We start from the raw sequence: 17,177 nt of genomic DNA, 5'->3' as shown, positions 1-17,177 counted from the left end.
GCGAAGCATGACCAAGCCAACCGCAGCACTCGATGTCATCACCTACGGCGAAGCGATGGCCATGTTCGTGGCCGCCGAAACCGGCCCGCTCGCGGGAGTCGGCCAGTTCACGAAGCGCGTCGCCGGCGCCGATCTGAACGTGGCGATCGGTTTGTCGCGCCTCGGCTTCAAGGTGGGCTGGATGAGCCGCGTCGGCAACGATTCGTTCGGCCAGTACGTGCGCGACACGCTGACGAAAGAGGGCATCGACCAGGGCTGCGTCACGACCGACGAGCGCTATCCGACCGGCTTCCAGCTGAAGTCGAAAAACGACGATGGCACCGACCCGGCGGTCGAGTATTTCCGCAAAGGTTCGGCGGCGAGTCATCTGTCGCTGGCCGACTACGCGGCCGACTACGTCCTGCAAGCGCGCCACCTGCATCTGACCGGCGTGGCGCCCGCGATTTCGGCAAGCTCGCGCGAACTCGCGTTCCATCTGGCGCGCGAGATGCGTGCCGCCGGCAAGACGATTTCGTTCGACCCGAACCTGCGCCCGACGCTGTGGCCGTCGCGCGCCGCGATGGTCGAAGGCCTGAACGCGCTTGCCGCGCTGGCCGACTGGGTGCTGCCCGGCATCGGCGAGGGCGAGATTCTGACCGGCTACACGCAGCCCGAGGACATCGCGAAGTTCTATCTGGATCACGGGGCGCGCGGCGTGATCATCAAGTTGGGCGCACAGGGCGCGTACTTCCGCACCCGCGATGATGCCGCCGTGATCGCCGGTCAGCCGGTTGCGAAAGTCGTGGACACGGTCGGCGCGGGCGATGGTTTCGCCGTCGGCGTGGTCAGCGCTTTGCTCGAAGGCAAGTCTTTGCCACAAGCGGTGGCGCGCGGCAACCGCATCGGCGCGCTGGCGATTCAGGTGATCGGCGATTCCGAAGGGCTGCCGAGCCGGGCCGAACTCGATGCGCTGGAAGCGGCCGACACAGCTTCCGTGCCCGCTGCGGCCTGACAACCGAGGGACCGCGCAGCTCGCAAGACCGCAAGCGGCGTTGAACCAAGCCGCCTCGATAACAGCAAGAGCGCTCGAACAGGGCGCCCCGTGACCGTCCATCATTGTTTCGGGAAGCCGTCCAAGGAGACACCCCATGACTTCATCGCTTGCGATTCGCCGTTGGTGGACGATCATGCCGATCGTATTCATCACCTACAGCCTCGCTTATCTGGATCGCGCGAACTACGGTTTCGCGTCGGCCGCCGGCATCAACCAGGATCTCGGCATTAGCAAGGGACTGTCGTCGCTGATCGGCGCGCTGTTCTTCCTCGGTTATTTCTTCTTCCAGATTCCCGGCGCGATCTATGCGGAACGCCGCAGCGTCAAGAAGCTCGTGTTCTGGAGCCTGATTCTGTGGGGCGGGTGCGCGTCGCTCACCGGCATGGTCAGCAACATTCCGTCGTTGATGGTGATCCGCTTCGTGCTCGGCGTGGTCGAAGCCGCGGTGATGCCGGCCATGCTGATTTTCATCAGCAACTGGTTCACCAAAAGCGAGCGCTCGCGTGCCAACACTTTCCTGATTCTCGGCAATCCGGTGACGGTGCTGTGGATGTCGGTGGTATCCGGCTATCTGGTGCATTCGTTCGGCTGGCGTCACATGTTCGTCGCCGAAGGCGCGCCCGCAATTCTTTGGGCCGTATGCTGGTGGTTCATCGTGAAGGACAAGCCGCAACAGGTGTCATGGCTCACGCAGCAGCAGAAGGACGACCTCGCCGAAACACTGCGCGCCGAGCAGGCCGCGATCAAGCCGGTGCGCAACTATAGCGACGCATTCAAAACGCCCGCGGTGATCAAGCTGTGCGCGCAATATTTCTGCTGGAGCATCGGCGTGTATGGTTTCGTGCTGTGGCTGCCGTCGATCCTGAAGAACGGTTCGACGCTCGGCATGGTCGAAACCGGCTGGCTCTCGGCGCTGCCTTATCTTGCCGCGACCATCGCGATGCTTGCAGCTTCGTGGGCATCGGATAAACTCAACCGCCGCAAGGTATTCGTGTGGCCGTTCCTGCTGATCGGCGCGGTCGCGTTCGCGGCTTCGTATGCGCTCGGTTCCACGCATTTCTGGCTCTCGTATGCGTTGCTGGTGATCGCCGGCGCCGCGATGTACGCGCCGTATGGCCCGTTCTTCGCGATCGTGCCGGAACTGCTGCCGAAGAACGTCGCGGGCGGCGCGATGGCGCTGATCAACAGCATGGGCGCGCTCGGTTCGTTCGTCGGTTCGTATGTGGTCGGCTATCTGAACGGCGCGACCGGTTCGCCCGCCGCGTCGTATGCATTCATGAGCGTGGCGCTCGTTGCCGCCGTGATTCTGACGCTGATCGTCAAACCGCAGCAGCAGGAAACCGGCAACGCGGCCGCCGTTCGTCATACCGTCGCAAGGAAAATAAGCTGATGAAGAAGATCGTCGCCTGGAAGTCGCTGCCCGAAGATGTGCTCGCGTATCTGCAGCAGCATGCGCAAGTCGTGCAGGTCGACGCCGCGCAGCACGACACCTTCGTGGCCGCGCTGAACGACGCGGACGGCGGCATCGGTTCGAGCGTGAAGATCACGCCGGCGATGCTCGAAGGCGCGACGCGGCTCAAGGCGCTCTCGACCATCTCGGTGGGCTTCGACCAGTTCGACGTGGCCGATCTCACGCGCCGCGGCATCGTGCTCGCGCACACGCCCGACGTGCTGACCGAGTCCACCGCGGACACGGTGTTTTCGCTGATTCTCGCCTCGGCGCGGCGCGTGGTCGAACTCGCCGAATGGGTGAAGGCAGGGCATTGGCAGCACAGCATCGGCCCGGCTTTGTTCGGCGTCGACGTGCAGGGCAAGACGCTCGGCATTGTCGGGCTCGGGCGGATCGGCGGCGCGGTGGCGCGGCGCGCGGCACTAGGTTTCAACATGAAGGTGCTGTACACCAACCGCAGCGCGAACCCGCAGGCGGAAGCGGCGTATGGCGCGCGGCGCGTCGAGTTGACGGAACTGCTTGCCGTGTCCGACTTCGTTTGCCTGCAAGTGCCTTTGACGCCGGAAACGAAGCATCTGATCGGCGCGGCCGAGTTGAAGTCGATGAAGAAAAGCGCGATCCTGATCAATGCCTCGCGCGGCGCGACCGTCGACGAAAAGGCGCTGATCGAGGCGTTGCAAAACGGCACGATTCACGGCGCGGGTCTCGACGTGTTCGAGACCGAACCGCTGCCGGCCGACTCGCCGCTGTTGAAGCTGGCGAACGTGGTCGCGCTGCCGCATATCGGTTCGGCGACTCACGAAACCCGTCACGCCATGGCGCGTAATGCGGCGGAAAACCTGGTCGCCGCGCTCGACGGCACGCTGACCAACAATATCGTCAACCGCGACGTTCTTTCGAAATGAGCCGATTCCGCTCGATGAGCAGCCGATGAGCACGACGCCGCAGGCCACGCCGCGCCGCGCGACGATCACCGACGTCGCGCGCGAAGCCGGCACCGGCAAGACCAGCATCTCGCGCTATCTGAACGGCGAGATGAGCGTGCTGTCGCCGGAACTGCGCGCGCGCATCGAGGCCACGATCGCGCGCCTCGACTATCAGCCGAACCAGATGGCGCGTGGCCTCAAGCGTGGCCGCAACCGCCTGATCGGCATGTTGCTCGCCGACCTCACGAACCCCTACACGGTCGAAGTGCTGCAAGGCGTGGAAGCGGCATGCCACGCGCTCGGGTTGATGCCGCTGATCTGTCACGCGGCGAACGAAGTCGAGATGGAGCGGCGCTATCTACAACTGCTCACCACGTACCGGGTGGAAGGCGTGATCGTCAACGCGCTCGGCGTGCGCGAGGAAACGTTGCGGCCGGTGGGCGGCGGCGGAATTCCGGCGGTGCTGGTCGATCGTTCGGTGGATGGGCTCGTCACGGATATGGTCGGTCTCGACAACCGCGCGGCGGCTGAACTCGGTACGCGGCATCTGCTGGACAACGGCTTCGACGATATCTGGTTCGTGGTTCAGCCGTTCGAGCAGGTCAGTTCGCGGCAACTGCGTGAAGCGGCGTTTCGTGAGGCGATGAGTGCTCAAGGCGAGCAACGAGGCAAGCGCGCCGCGCGCGGTCACACGCTGGCGTTGAACCTCGCGGACGCGGACGAAGTGGCGCGCGGCCTCGCCGAACTGGACCGCGCGATCGACGCAGCCGCCCACGCGCTCGGCGCCGCCGGCGCCACGGGCAACGCGGCGCGTATCGTGCCGCGCATCGCCCTGTTCGCGGCGAACGCGCCCGTCGCGCTATGCCTCGCCTTGCATCTGAAAGCGCACTACGGCGCCGACTGGCAAGCCCGCGTCGCGCTGCTCTCCATCGACGACCCCGACTGGGCCGAACTGACCGGCGTCACCACGATCCGCCAGCCGACCTACGAGATCGGCTACCGCGCTGTCGAGTTCCTGCACGAACGCATCGAAGGCGTTCAGACCGCCGCGCGCGACTGTCTTCTGCCGGGCGAACTGATCGTCCGCGCCTCCACTTTGCGCTGAATTCCCGCCGATCTGCGATCATTCGGGCTGCGGCGCGCAGCGGGTGCGCGCCGGACATCGCAAGGAAACTCATGGTTGTTGCACCGCTTACCCTCTCGAGCCTCGCCCTCGCGACGCTGCTCGTCGCCGCTTTACCCTTCCTGATCTACCGCCGTCTGCGCCGGCCGCTCGCGCTCAAGCCGCGTGACGCCATCACCGGCATCGCCGTGTTCGCGCTGTTCGCCATGGTGATCGAGCGCGCACTGAACGACTACGTGCTGCATCGGAACGAAGCGACCGCGAACTTCCTGTCGAATCCGCTCGCCTTCGTGGTGTACGGCGCGCTGGCCGCGGGTATTTGCGAAGAAGCGGGGCGGTTCATCGGCATGCGGCTGCTGCTCAAACGGGCGGCGGCGAAGGCTGGCTCCACGTCGCTCGCGGCAGGCACGAACGACGGCACCGCGCTGACCTACGGCCTCGGACATGGCGGCGCGGAAGCCTGGCTCGTCGGGGTGCTGGTGCAGATTCAATGGATCCTGTTCGCGGTGTTCGAAAACCGCGGCCAGCTCGACAGCTATCTGAGCAATCTGCCGACCGATTCGCTGATGCGCATCCACCTGATTCTCGCCAGCCTGACGCCGCAGACGGCCGGCATTTTCGCGCTCGAACGGGTGGCCGCGCTGGTGTTCCAGATCGGCTTGTCGGTGCTGATGTGGCGCGGCTTGCGGGCCGGCTGGCGCGGCATCCTGCCGCTCGCGATCGTATTGCATGCGCTGGTGGACGTGCCCGCCGCGTTGTTCCAGGCGCAGCTCGTGCCGCTGGCGGCGGTGGACGCCGTGTATGCCGTGGGCGCGGTGATCGTGGCGGCGTTGTTGTTCCGGGCGTACAGCCGTCCTGTCGTGGCCGCTTGATGCGCGTTTCGTACTACACGTTCGACGACCGCGTGACGACCACGCGATAGCTGCGCAATGGGCGCGCGACGGTTGCTCGATGGCGCGCATCAAACGCGCTCCGTCTTGAGCCGTCAACCGTTCTCTACAATCGGCCTCTTTTCGAGGCCACCTATTCGGCACACTTCAATGGAAGAAGCTTACCAATACGACTGCGCCAATCCCGAGTTCGAGGAACTGGCGCGCGTGATCAGCGATCTGTTTCCCGAGCAGACGCAGTTCATGCAGCGCGCCGCCGAAGACGGCACGCCGACCTTGGCGATTCACTGGGTGGCGATGCGTTTCGGCTCTACCGCGCGCCGTATAGTGATGACAGTGGTGATCGCACCGGCCGCGTTGGCGCGTTATCGCGCAATGCCGGCGCGGCTGCGCGGCCGCAGTTTCGCGGTGCTGCGCGCGTATGTCGAAGCAAGCATCGGCTCGCTCGAAGAACAGTATGCGAATGGTGAAGCGGTGCCGCGCGACGTCACCGTGGATCTGGGTGACGAGTTCGCTTGATGTACATGCGGAGCCGGCTCAATCGACGAGCCGGTAGACCTTCGCGAAGCGGGCGGCCTGCACCACGCCGTAGTCGCCTGGCGCGTATTGCATGACCCAGTCGCCGGCGACGCCACGCAGCACGTCGCCGCCGTTTGCCGAGCGTGCGAGCGTGAACGCTTCATGCATCTGTTTGGCCAGCACGACGGCGGGGCGGTTGCGGTACGCGCCGGCTTCGCCGTGCGAGACGGCTGCGTCGGCGGGAACGTATTTGGCGTCGAAGCGTGCGCGCGAAACGACCCAGCGGTCGCCCGTCGAACCGGTGATCAGCGCGTCGCCGCGGACATAGCGGTTGGGGCCTTCGAGGCTCATCAGTTCGCCTTCGGCGGCGGCGAATTCAACGCTGACCGTTTCGTCTTTGACGACGCGGCAGGCGTCGGCGTCTTGACTCAGGTCGAGATTTTTCAGTTCGGTCATGAAGCGGGCAGGTATGGAGAGTTTGGCAGCGGCGCCAGACTTGAAGTCTTCGGGGCGCGTACGACTCGCATCATGCCAGATGCATCTGGCGACCGGTTTCTTTTGCGATGGATGGCGGCGCGGATCGTCTGTTTGTCGCGCGGAATCGCGAAGGCGGGAAGAGCCGGACCGGCGTGTGGACCGCAGGACAGTTCGACGTGCGGCAAGTGTAAGGGCGAACCCTCGCCGCCGCGCACGCCAAAAAATATCCGCCGCGCGCAGCGTGCACAAGCGACACTGCGCGCAAGCGGTTTCTTTACACTTACGGCTTTACCGTGGCGTCGCTTGCCGGCGCGGCAGCGGCCTTGCCGCCTTTACCCTTGCCACGATGACCATGGCCTCCCACGCCACCCGGCTGATGGAAGGTCACGTCAGCCAGCTTTTTCTGTTCCGGCGAAAAGCTGTTGTACAGCGGGTCGAACGCATCGACGAGCTTCTTCATGCCGTCCGCGTGCGCTTGCGCGATCGTCGCGTATTGCTTCATGTCGTCGAGCGCCGACAGGTTGGTGGCGGCCCGGCGTTGCTGGAACAACTGACCCATCGTCTGGCCGTTGCCGCGCATCACGTCGGCGAACGCGTTCCACTGCGATTCCTGCGCCGAGGTGATCTTCAGTTGCGAGTGCAGGTAGGCGATGCGGTCTTCGACGTTGCGCTCATGACCGGCCTTGCCGGCGGGTGCGGAAGCGGCGCTCCCCGGTGCCGACGCCGACGCCGGTGCGGAGGTTTGTGCGAACGCGCCGCTCATGGCGACTGCGGTGGCCAGCATTACCAGTGCTTTTTTCATCGAAACTCCTGATGTCTATTCGAATTGGGACAAGGCTCGCGAGCGAGCGGCCCGTGGTGCGTCGGTCATGCACGAGTCAAGACGACGCAGGGCGGCCGGCTGCCCACTTTGCCGTCGCCGCTATTAGTATCACGATATCCCTACAATGCGGCTCTTATGCGACAAACGCTTACAACCGAAACGAACAGGAAATAGCGGGTGGACAAATTCGTCAGCATGGAAATCTTCGTCGCCGTGGTCGAGGCGGGCAGCCTGACGGCGGCCGCCGAGCGCTTCGACATTTCGTCGGCGATGGTGGGCAAGCATATCCGTTCGCTCGAAACGCGGCTCGCCACGCGGCTGCTGACGCGCACCACACGGCGGCAAAGTCTGACGGAGATCGGCCGGCAGTATTACGAGCAATGCCGACGCATTCTCGCCGACGTGAAAGAAGCCGAGTCGCTCGCCGAGGCAATGGCCGCCGCACCGCGCGGCGTGCTCAAGGTGACGGTGCCGCTCACTTACGGCGTGGAAGTCTTCGCCCCGGCGATGACCGAGTACCTCACCGCATGGCCGGACATCACGCTCGAACTCGATCTGTCGAACCGCTTGATCGATCTGGTGGAAGAGGGCTTCGACGCGTCGGTGCGCATCGGCCGGTTGCCGGATTCGAGTCTCGTGGCGCGGCCGTTGAAGCCCTACCGGATGCGCGCGTGCGCGTCGCCCGCGTACCTGGCGCGCGCCGGCACGCCGAGCACGCCAGAAGATCTGTTGCATCACGAATGCCTGGGGTTTCTGCATTGGGGCCGCGAAGGTTTGTGGCGTCTCGGCGGCGACCACGCGGAGGAATGCCAGCTACGTGCCGGTCGGTTTCGCGCGAACAACGGCCAGGCGCTCAAGGTCGCCGCGCTGCACGGCTTCGGCCTGGTGTTGCAGCCGGAGGCGCTGCTGGCGAGAGAAATTGCCAGTGGCGAACTGGTGTCGGTGCTGGAAGATTATTTGCCCGATGGCGCGCCGGTCCATCTGCTGTACCCGCGCGATCGCCGCGCCACGCCCAAGCTCAGCAGCTTTATCGATTTCGTGATCGAACGGTTCGGCGTATGAGCCAGGCGGCGCACGTTTCGTGACACCTCGTGTGATTCACACGAGGTGTTCATGGCGATAGCCCCGGCGACTTCTCCATTTGCCGATGAAGACGCGCGATAATCCGCCTCACCTGAGCCACTTCCTTTTCCCTCCATGAGACCTCCGCGCCTCGACCAACTCGATGATCTCGATCGCAACCTCGTTGCGCTGCTGCAGGCGAACGCGCGCGAGAGCGTCGCCAACCTCGCTCGCCAACTGGGCGTGGCGCGCACCACGGTGATCGCGCGCATCGCGCGGCTCGAGCGCAGCAACGTGATCGCCGGGTACAGCGTGCGGCTCGGCCAGGATGTGCTCGATTCGAGCATCGTGGCTTATGTCGGCATCATCCTTGCGCCGAAGCATGGGCCTGCCGTGCAGAAACGTCTCGGCAAGATGCCCGAGGTGCAGTTGCTATGCGCCGTGAGCGGCGAGTTCGATTACGTTGCGTGGCTGCGTGCCGATTCGCCTGATCGCCTGAACGATCTGCTCGATCAGATCGGCGCACTGGAAGGCGTGGAGCGGACCACGACTTCGATCATTCTGGCGCGCAAGATCGATCGCGGCATGGTGTGAGCGCCGCCTCACTTTTACACCGTATTAACACCTTTCCGACATATCGACTGATTGGTTCGTCATAACGTCGAACTTCATGGTCATACCGCAGCATTTTGCGCGTATGAACTGTTTTTGCTTCTCCCTAAACTGTTGCTGAAGGGTACAGCCCGCCGGGCGCCGCGCCACAAGCGCAGCGCACTTCCCAAAGCTGGAGACAGCACACAATAATCAGGAGAAGCGCATGAAAGTAGCCATCGTTGGCGCAGGTTTGATCGGTCACACCATCGCCCACATGTTGCGCGAAACCGGCGACTACGACGTCGTCGCATTCGACCGCGACCAGCACGCGCTCGACAAACTCGCCGCCCAGGGCATTCCGACTCACCGAGTGGATTCCGCCGATGCCGCCGCGCTGCGCGCTGCCGTGCAAGGCTTCGACGCGCTCGTCAACGCGCTGCCGTACTACCTCGCGGTGAACGTGGCCTCGGCGGCCAAGGGCGCGGGCGTGCATTACTTCGATCTCACGGAAGACGTGCGCGCCACCCATGCGATCCGCGCGATCGCCGACGACGCCGATCACGCTTTCATGCCGCAGTGCGGGCTCGCGCCGGGCTTCATCGGCATTGCCGCGCACGAACTCGCGAACCGCTTCACGGAAATCCGCGACGTCAAGATGCGGGTGGGCGCGCTGCCGGAATTCCCGACCAACGCGCTGAAGTACAACCTGACGTGGAGCGTCGACGGTCTGATCAACGAGTACTGCCAGCCGTGCGAAGCGATTCGCGATAGCCGTACGCAGTGGGTGCAGCCGCTCGAAGGCCTCGAACATTTCTCGCTCGACGGCACCGAATACGAAGCCTTCAACACCTCCGGCGGTCTCGGCACGCTGTGCGAGACGCTGTCGGGCCGGGTCGAGTCGCTCGACTACAAGTCGGTACGCTATCCGGGCCACCGCAACCTGATGCAGTTCCTGCTCGAAGACCTGCGCCTTGCCAGCGACCGCGACACGCTCAAGACCATCATGCGCCGTTCGGTGCCTTCCACCGCGCAAGACGTGGTGCTGGTGTTTATCACGGTGAGCGGCATGCGCGACGGTCAACTGGTGCAGGAAGTCTTCACCCGCAAGATCTTCGCGAAGACCGTGTGCGGCGTGCCGATGAGCGCGATCCAGATCAGCACGGCCGGCGCGATGTGCGCGGTGCTCGATCTGTTCCGCGAACAGAAGCTGCCGCAAAAGGGCTTCGTGCGCCAGGAGCAGGTGTCGCTGCGCGACTTCCTCGCGAACCGCTTCGGCCAGTTGTACGAGGGGCAGGCGCTGGAGACCATGGCTACGGTCTGAAGGATCGGCGCCGAGGGCCGTGCGACAACGCGGCGACACGCATGAAATGTCTGCCGCGAGCAGCAAAGACGGCTTCGCAGAGAGCCGAGGAAGCGCCCCGTTTTTCGGGGCGTTTTTATTGATGCCGACGTTACGCTACACAGGCATCGGCGGCATGAGCGTCGCCGCCCGCGGCTCGCCGACGATGCGCGCGAGCAGGGCTTCATAATCCGCCGACGTTGGCGCGGTATTGTCGAACATCAACAGGCCGTCGCGGATATCGACGCCGGGTTCAAAGCGGCGTTGCCGATATTCGTCCCAGTGCGCGAGCTTGTAGGCATCGTCCGGATTGGCGCGCTCCACGATGCGCCGATGCGCCGTCTCTTCCGACGTATGGACCCACACGACCCGTAGCGCCACGTCCGCGTCCACCCCCAGCCACGCGCGATCGAACAGGCGCCGCTCGCGTACTTCGCGCGAGAGCGGCCCGACCACGATCGCGCTAATGCCGAGTTCGAGATTGTCGCGGGCGGTATCGAGCAGGCCGCGATACTCGGGATCGCGCAGATGCTCAAGGAACAGCGGGCTGTCGCGGTCGTTCGAATCGCCGGTCAGCATGGCCATGGCGGCCGCGCTGTAGCCGCCGTAGAGCGTGTCTTTATCGAGCAGGCAGAAGGGCGTGGCGCACGCTTTCATCAGCGGGCCGACGAGTTTTTTCGCGAGCGTGGTCTTGCCGGTGCCCGCGTGACCGCAGAAGAAAACCAGATGAGTCACGAAGGGCGGTCCTCGGGCGAGGCAGGTACGGCGCCGGCGCGCTGCGGGTCACGCGTGAACTTGTCGCCGGCCTCCAGCCACATCACGTTGATGATGCCGAAGCCCAACGCCACGCCGATGCCGAGAATCCAGGTGAAATACCACATTGCAGTCTCCTTGATCTTATGTCGGACGAGGCCGGACCTGAAGCGTTGCGCGTTGTCACTAGAGCGATGGCGAGCTGACGGCGGGCGAAGGTATGCGCTGGAACCGAGGGTAAATCCGCAACGCGGACCTCGCATGCGGTAGTACACGGAACCGCCCTTTGCAGCGATCATGAAGAAGAACGCGGCGCCGTGCAAGAGGTCGCGGGGTTGGCCGTTCGGCCAGGCTGGCGGAACGGGTGGCCGTTGCTATGATGCATGGCAAAGGTTGGGCAGCAGCGGTCAGCAATCAGGACGGCCAGGCATTGTCCCGCATACCGATCAGAAAGAATACGCACACGAGCGGGACCATAATTAACAACACGGGAGACCAGCATGCCGACGCGTCCCGGCCACCACCGGCAGGCCGCACTGGTCGCATTGGCGCGGCTGGGCGCGCTTAGTCTCGCGTGCGCGCCGGCCGCGCCTCGACACCCGCAGAGCCGGTTCCGTTCAAGCCGGTGCCGGCCGCGCGCATCGTCGGCCGCGAGGCTTAACAATTCGATACATGGCCTTCACGCGTAGCCCTTAACATGGCGGCTAAAGCAAATTCGTTCATGCAGAGCGCCGCCAGGCTTACGTATCGTAAGCGTGCGGCCGGTCTGTTCCGTTTTTCAAGGTAACTCAACATGCTGATCAATTGCGCCGCGTATCAGGACGGCCGGAAGCTGGCAGACATCGACATCGATAGCATCAGCGACTACGTGGCCCGGCCCGAGTGTTTCGTCTGGGTGGCGCTGAAAGACCCGGGGCCGGGCGAGCTGGCCGTGATGAAACACGAGTTCGGCCTGCACGAGCTCGCGATCGAAGATGCGCAGAACGGCCACCAGCGTCCCAAGATCGAGGAGTACGGCGAGTCGCTGTTCGCCGTGATGCACACGGTGGAAATGGATGAAGAGGGCGAACTGCTGATCGGCGAAGTCGACGTGTTCGTGGGCGCCAATTACGTGCTCTCCGTGCGGCGCGGCACCCGCGCCGGCTTCCAGAACGTGCGTGCCCGCTGCGAGCGCGAGCCGCAACTGCTCAAGGAAGGCTCGGCGTTCGTGCTGTATGCGCTCGCCGACGATATCGTCGATCGCTATTTCCCGATTGTCGAGACCATGAACACCGAGATCGAAGCGCTCGAAGACCGCATTTTCGACCGCAACAATTCGGCGGCTTCGCGCGCGATCATCCAGGATCTGTACTCGCTCAAGCGCCGCCTCGTGATCCTGCAGCACCATATCGCGCCGTTGCAGGAAGCCCTCAGCAAACTGACGGGCGGCCGCATTCCGAGCATTTGCGAAGGCATGCAGGCTTACTTCCGCGATGTCTATGACCATCTCGACCGGATCGTCAGAATCATCGACGGCCGCCGCGAAATGGTCGTCACCGCCGTGCAGGTCAATCTCGGCATGATCTCGCTGGCGGAGAGCGAGGTGACCAAACGGCTCGGCTCGTTCGCGGCGCTGTTCGCGGTGCCGACCATGATCGCCGGCATCTACGGGATGAACTTCCAGAGCATTCCCGAGTTGCATTACCAGTACGGCTATCCGGTCTGTCTTCTGGTCATGCTGAGCGTCGACCTCGTGCTGTATTGGCGCTTCCGCAAGGCCGGCTGGCTCTGATTGTGAGGCGGTGCGGCGTTCGTCCGCGCCGCTCCGTGCTTGCACCGCGCGCAATAAAAGTCCAGCATAGGCGGCCCGCCGGCTTGCGATCTTGCAACCGGCGGTCAATCCGACACGCCCGGACCAAGTGAGGAACCCTTTGCCACACGCCGTCTGCCGGCGCGCTGACGCGGCGCGCCGCTTCGATTCGACCGTATGTAGTGCACCGCCGTGCGTCCCGCGTGCCGATGCACTGCAACACCGCGCATCGTTGACAATCAGAATAGACTGCGCTGAGAATGGGCTTCGCAAACGTTTGCGCACTAATTAAAAATAAGGCTCCGCCGCGAGCCTGCCAGACCCTGGAGATATGCATGAGCCAACGCATTCGCCGCCGCATCCTGACGGCCGCCGTCCTCGCCACCGCCACCGCCGCATTGCCGTTTTCCTCCGCGTACGCGCAAAGCGCGCCCGCTCATAAACCGAAGGTCGCGCTCGTGATGAAGTCGCTCGCCAACGAGTTCTTCCTCACGATGGAGACCGGCGCGAAGGACTATCAGAAGCACAATCCGTCGCAGTTCGACCTGATCACCAACGGCATCAAGGACGAGACCGATACGGCGAACCAGATTCGCATCGTCGAGCAGATGATCGTGTCTAAGGTCGACGCCATCGTGCTGGCGCCGGCCGATTCGAAGGCGCTGGTGCCGGTCGTCAAGAAAGCGGTGGACGCGGGCATCATCGTCGTGAACATCGACAACCGGCTCGACCCGGACGTGCTCAAGTCGAAAAACCTGAACGTGCCGTTCGTCGGCCCGGACAACCGCAAGGGGGCGCAGAAGGTCGGCGACTATTTGGCGAAGAAGCTGAAGTCGGGCGACGAGGTCGGCATTATCGAAGGCGTGTCGACCACCACCAACGCACAGCAGCGCACCGCAGGTTTCAAGGACGCGATGCAGACGGTCGGCGCCAAGGTCGTCTCGGTGCAGTCGGGTGAATGGGAAATCGACAAGGGCAACGCGGTCGCGTCGGCCATGCTCAACGAATACCCGAACCTGAAGGCGCTGCTTGCCGGCAACGACAACATGGCGATCGGCGCGGTCTCGGCGGTGCGCGCGGCGGGCAAGCAAGGCAAGGTGCTGGTGGTCGGCTACGACAACATCAATGCGATCAAACCGATGCTCAAGGATGGCCGCGTGCTCGCCACCGCGGATCAGTACGCGGCCAAGCAGGCCGTGTTCGGTATCGACACCGCGTTGAAGGCGCTCAGCGAGCACAAGAAGCAGGCGGATCTGTCCGGCGTGGTGGAAACGCCGTGCGATCTGGTCACGAAGTAAGCATTGCCCGGTCAGTCCCGGGGTAAGTCGGGTACGCGGGTTCGCGCCGGCGCCGTTTCATGCTTCATGCTCTACCTGCGCCCGCCAAACCCGCGTCTATTCAATAAACGCTCAAGAAACCTGCCGCGCCGCCGTTAATTCCAGAGGTAAGCGTCATGACGGTGCCGCGCGACGGGAGGGTGCGTGGCTGTTAGCGCCGGCGCATTCCGCGCATTGGGCCGGCATGACATGGGGCGCAAGGGCTACTACTTCACCCGGTCGAATCGGATGAGGCCGCGGCTGTCGCCCGGGAACCAGGATTGCGATGGATTCAACCGATCACGACGCCGTGCCTGCCGTCCTGTCTGTCAGCGGCATCGGCAAGACCTACGCCGAACCGGTGCTCGCCGACGTTTCGCTGTCGCTGCGCGCCGGCGAGGTATTGGCGCTGACGGGCGAGAACGGCGCGGGCAAGAGTACGCTGTCCAAGATCATCGGCGGGCTGGTCGATCCGACCGCCGGCACGATGCAGCTCGGCGGCGTGCCGTATGCACCGGCGAGCCGTACCCAGGCCGAGGCGCTCGGCGTGCGCATGGTGATGCAGGAACTGAATCTGCTGCCCACCTTGTCGGTGGCCGAAAACCTGTTCCTGAACCGCTTGCCGCGCGCCGGCGCGTTCAGTTTCGGCTGGATCGACCGGCGCAAGCTGCGCGAGGACGCGCGTCACGCCATGGCGCAGGTCGGGCTCGACGCGATCGATCCGGACACGCTGGTCGGCGAGCTCGGCATCGGCCACCAGCAGATGGTGGAGATCGCACGCAATCTGATCGACGATTGCCGCGTGCTGATCCTCGACGAGCCGACCGCGATGCTGACCGCGCGCGAAGTCGATCTGCTGTTCGAGCAGATCGACCGGCTCAAGGCGCGCGGCGTGGCGCTGATCTACATCTCGCACCGGCTGGAGGAACTCGCGCGGGTGGCCGAGCAGATCGCCATTTTGCGCGACGGGCGGCTGGTGCACGTCGACGCGATGGCCAACCTGACTAGCGACGAAATCGTCACATGGATGGTCGGCCGCGAACTCGGCGAGCGGATCGAACTGGGCGTGCGCAACATCAGCACGCCGCTGTTGAAAGTGGACCGGCTGACGCGCGGCAAGGTAGTCCGCGAGGTGTCGTTCGAAGTGCGCGCGGGCGAGATTTTCGGCATCAGCGGCCTGATCGGCGCGGGCCGCACGGAGTTGATGCGGCTGATCTACGGCGCGGATCCGAAGGATAGCGGTACCGTCTCGCTGGCCGCAACGCCGGGCGCGCCGCCCACGCCGGTGCAGATTGCTTCGCCGTCGGACGCGGTGCGCGCGGGCATCGCGCTGATCACCGAGGACCGCAAAGGAGAAGGCCTGCTGCTGCCGCAGCCGATCGCGGCCAACGTGTCGCTCGGCAATATCGGCAGCGTGGCGCGGCACGGCATCGTCGATGCGAAGCGGGAGAACGCGCTGGCGCAGACGCAGATCGCGGCGATGCGGATCCGCACTTCCGGGCCGGGGCAGATTGTCGGCGAGCTGTCGGGCGGCAACCAGCAGAAGGTCGTGATCGGCCGCTGGCTGGCGCGCGACTGCCGCGTGCTGTTATTCGACGAACCGACGCGCGGCATCGACGTCGGCGCAAAGTTCGATATTTATGGCCTGATGGGTGCGCTGGCCCGTGAAGGGCGCGCGCTCGTCGTGGTGTCGAGCGACCTGCGCGAGCTCATGCTGATCTGCGACCGGATCGGCGTGATGTCCGCGGGTAGCATGACGGGTGTGTTCGAGCGCGATAACTGGTCGCAGGACGCGTTGCTGGCCGCGGCTTTCGCCGGCTACCGCAGCCGCGAAGCGTTGCTGCACGCCGCCCCCGACACCAGCGAAGCAGGGAGTGTGTGATGAACGATCAACCGTTGCGGGAAGCATCGGGCGACAAGCCGGGTACGGCGAGCGGCACGGGCACCGTGACACCGCCGCCCGATCCGTCGGCGCCGCTTGCGAGCGGCAAGCCGGCCGGCACGCGGCTGGGCTTTTCGAATTACCTGGGGCTCGCCGGCGCGTTGCTCGGGATGATCGTGCTGTTCTCGCTGCTGAGTTCCCACTTTCTGACCTACGACACGTTCAGCACGATCGCCAACCAGATTCCGGATCTGGTGGTGATGTCGGTCGGCATGACCTTCGTGCTGATCATCGCCGGCATCGATCTGTCGGTGGGATCGGTGCTGGCGCTCGGTGCGTCGGTGGTGAGCGTGGCCGCGCTGAAGTGGGGCTGGGGGGCGTTGCCGTCGGCGCTGCTCGGCGTCGCTGCGGCGGCGCTGACCGGCACCATTACCGGCGCGGTGACGGTGGGCTGGCGGATTCCGTCGTTCATCGTCTCGCTCGGCGTGCTGGAAGCGGCGCGCGGCATGGCGTATCAGATGACGAATTCGCGCACCGCCTATATCGGCGACGCGTTCGACTTCCTGTCGAACCCGATCGCGCTCGGCATCTCGCCGGCGTTCCTGATCGCGGTGGCGGTGATGGTCATCGCGCAGCTGGTGCTCACGCGCACGGTATTCGGCCGCTATCTGGTCGGCATCGGCACCAACGAGGAAGCGGTGCGGCTCGCGGGCGTCAATCCGCGGCCCTACAAGGTCATCGTGTTCGCGCTGATGGGCGCGCTCTCGGGGCTGGCCGCGCTGTTCCAGATTTCGCGTCTGGAAGCGGCCGATCCGAACGCGGGCCAGGGCGTGGAACTGCAGGTGATCGCGGCCGTGGTGATCGGCGGCACGAGCCTGATGGGCGGACGCGGCTCGGTGATCAGCACTTTTTTCGGCGTGTTGATCATTTCCGTGCTGGCGGCCGGCCTCGCGCAGATCGGCGCGAACGAGCCGACCAAGCGGATGATCACCGGCGCGGTGATCGTGGTGGCGGTTGTGCTGGATACGTATCGCAGCCGCCGCAAGCGGGCCTGAGCGGTGAAGGTCGACGCAAGCCGGCAGAGTAACGCAACCTGGGCAGTCACAGCGTCATAAGCGGTAAAGCGTAAGAATTCACGGATTGAGTCGATCTTCGATGAAGAGTCCGGCGGGTCGCCAGGTGGCGCGGCCGGCGGTAAAAC

Annotated in this window: 17 protein-coding genes; 13 read left to right on the top strand and 4 right to left on the bottom strand. The window is 64.5% G+C overall.

Annotation, left to right across the window (positions count from 1 at the left end; genetic code table 11):
* Positions 1-7 precede the first annotated feature (7 nt).
* From B0G82_RS17445 to B0G82_RS17420, 6 genes are all read left to right on the top strand, one after another.
* Positions 8-991 carry a sugar kinase gene (locus B0G82_RS17445; protein ID WP_121308145.1) on the top strand — a complete coding sequence of 328 codons (984 nt, stop codon included), beginning with the start codon at positions 8-10 and terminating at the stop codon, positions 989-991.
* Between the two features lie 136 nt (positions 992-1,127).
* Positions 1,128-2,423, top strand: coding sequence for an MFS transporter (locus B0G82_RS17440; protein ID WP_121308143.1), 1,296 nt, complete (start codon positions 1,128-1,130; stop codon positions 2,421-2,423).
* Complete coding sequence (locus B0G82_RS17435) at positions 2,423-3,388, top strand: D-glycerate dehydrogenase (protein ID WP_121308141.1); 966 nt, start codon at positions 2,423-2,425, stop codon at positions 3,386-3,388. The genes B0G82_RS17440 and B0G82_RS17435 overlap by 1 nt, the downstream gene beginning before the upstream one ends.
* Positions 3,389-3,413: 25 nt before the next feature.
* Positions 3,414-4,514, top strand: a complete 1,101-nt coding sequence (locus B0G82_RS17430; protein ID WP_121308140.1) for a LacI family DNA-binding transcriptional regulator — start codon at positions 3,414-3,416, stop codon at positions 4,512-4,514.
* A gap of 71 nt (positions 4,515-4,585) precedes the next feature.
* Positions 4,586-5,404 (top strand): YhfC family intramembrane metalloprotease, encoded by an 819-nt coding sequence (locus tag B0G82_RS17425; protein ID WP_121308138.1) that lies wholly within the window; start codon positions 4,586-4,588, stop codon positions 5,402-5,404.
* A gap of 168 nt (positions 5,405-5,572) precedes the next feature.
* A complete protein-coding gene (locus B0G82_RS17420) occupies positions 5,573-5,941 on the top strand; it encodes a DUF3022 domain-containing protein (protein WP_121308137.1) in 369 nt (122 codons plus the stop codon).
* A gap of 18 nt (positions 5,942-5,959) precedes the next feature.
* Here B0G82_RS17420 and B0G82_RS17415 read toward each other — a convergent pair whose 3' ends face one another.
* On the bottom strand, positions 5,960-6,397 hold the full coding sequence (locus B0G82_RS17415; protein ID WP_121308135.1) for a PGDYG domain-containing protein: 438 nt from the start codon (positions 6,395-6,397) through the stop codon (positions 5,960-5,962).
* 301 nt (positions 6,398-6,698) lie between these two features.
* Positions 6,699-7,220, bottom strand: a complete 522-nt coding sequence (locus B0G82_RS17410) for a Spy/CpxP family protein refolding chaperone (protein WP_121308133.1) — start codon at positions 7,218-7,220, stop codon at positions 6,699-6,701.
* A 198-nt stretch (positions 7,221-7,418) separates the two neighbouring features.
* Here B0G82_RS17410 and B0G82_RS17405 point away from each other — a divergent pair, with 198 nt between their 5' ends.
* The 3 genes from B0G82_RS17405 (at position 7,419) to B0G82_RS17395 (ending at position 10,218) form a co-directional block, all read left to right on the top strand.
* A complete protein-coding gene (locus tag B0G82_RS17405; protein ID WP_121308131.1) occupies positions 7,419-8,303 on the top strand; it encodes a LysR family transcriptional regulator in 885 nt (294 codons plus the stop codon).
* Positions 8,304-8,438: 135 nt separating this feature from the next.
* Positions 8,439-8,897: an Lrp/AsnC family transcriptional regulator gene (locus B0G82_RS17400; RefSeq protein WP_121308129.1), complete on the top strand. Its 459-nt coding sequence runs from the start codon at positions 8,439-8,441 to the stop codon at positions 8,895-8,897.
* 223 nt (positions 8,898-9,120) lie between these two features.
* On the top strand, positions 9,121-10,218 hold the full coding sequence (locus tag B0G82_RS17395) for a saccharopine dehydrogenase NADP-binding domain-containing protein (RefSeq protein WP_121308127.1): 1,098 nt from the start codon (positions 9,121-9,123) through the stop codon (positions 10,216-10,218).
* 135 nt (positions 10,219-10,353) lie between these two features.
* Here B0G82_RS17395 and B0G82_RS17390 read toward each other — a convergent pair whose 3' ends face one another.
* Both B0G82_RS17390 and cydX read right to left on the bottom strand, forming a co-directional pair.
* Positions 10,354-10,971 carry an ATP-binding protein gene (locus B0G82_RS17390; protein ID WP_121308126.1) on the bottom strand — a complete coding sequence of 206 codons (618 nt, stop codon included), beginning with the start codon at positions 10,969-10,971 and terminating at the stop codon, positions 10,354-10,356.
* Positions 10,968-11,117: a cytochrome bd-I oxidase subunit CydX gene (gene cydX, locus B0G82_RS17385; protein ID WP_121308125.1), complete on the bottom strand. Its 150-nt coding sequence runs from the start codon at positions 11,115-11,117 to the stop codon at positions 10,968-10,970. The genes B0G82_RS17390 and cydX overlap by 4 nt, the downstream gene beginning before the upstream one ends.
* A gap of 665 nt (positions 11,118-11,782) precedes the next feature.
* On the opposite strand from cydX, the gene corA reads away from it, so the two are divergent.
* From corA to B0G82_RS17365, 4 genes are all read left to right on the top strand, one after another.
* Positions 11,783-12,760, top strand: coding sequence for a magnesium/cobalt transporter CorA (gene corA, locus B0G82_RS17380; protein WP_121308123.1), 978 nt, complete (start codon positions 11,783-11,785; stop codon positions 12,758-12,760).
* Positions 12,761-13,113: 353 nt separating this feature from the next.
* Entirely contained in the window at positions 13,114-14,076 is a 963-nt protein-coding gene (locus B0G82_RS17375; RefSeq protein WP_121308121.1) for a sugar ABC transporter substrate-binding protein, read from the top strand.
* A gap of 304 nt (positions 14,077-14,380) precedes the next feature.
* The gene (locus B0G82_RS17370; protein WP_121308120.1) at positions 14,381-15,976 is read left to right on the top strand and encodes a sugar ABC transporter ATP-binding protein; all 1,596 of its coding nucleotides are present in this window, start codon (positions 14,381-14,383) and stop codon (positions 15,974-15,976) included.
* The gene (locus B0G82_RS17365) at positions 15,976-17,031 is read left to right on the top strand and encodes an ABC transporter permease (protein ID WP_106284291.1); all 1,056 of its coding nucleotides are present in this window, start codon (positions 15,976-15,978) and stop codon (positions 17,029-17,031) included. The genes B0G82_RS17370 and B0G82_RS17365 overlap by 1 nt, the downstream gene beginning before the upstream one ends.
* Positions 17,032-17,177: the final 146 nt, after the last annotated feature.

The organism is Paraburkholderia sp. BL17N1 (assembly GCF_003634175.1).
Classification (GTDB): domain Bacteria; phylum Pseudomonadota; class Gammaproteobacteria; order Burkholderiales; family Burkholderiaceae; genus Paraburkholderia.
This window is presented reverse-complemented; position numbering and strand designations above follow the sequence as displayed.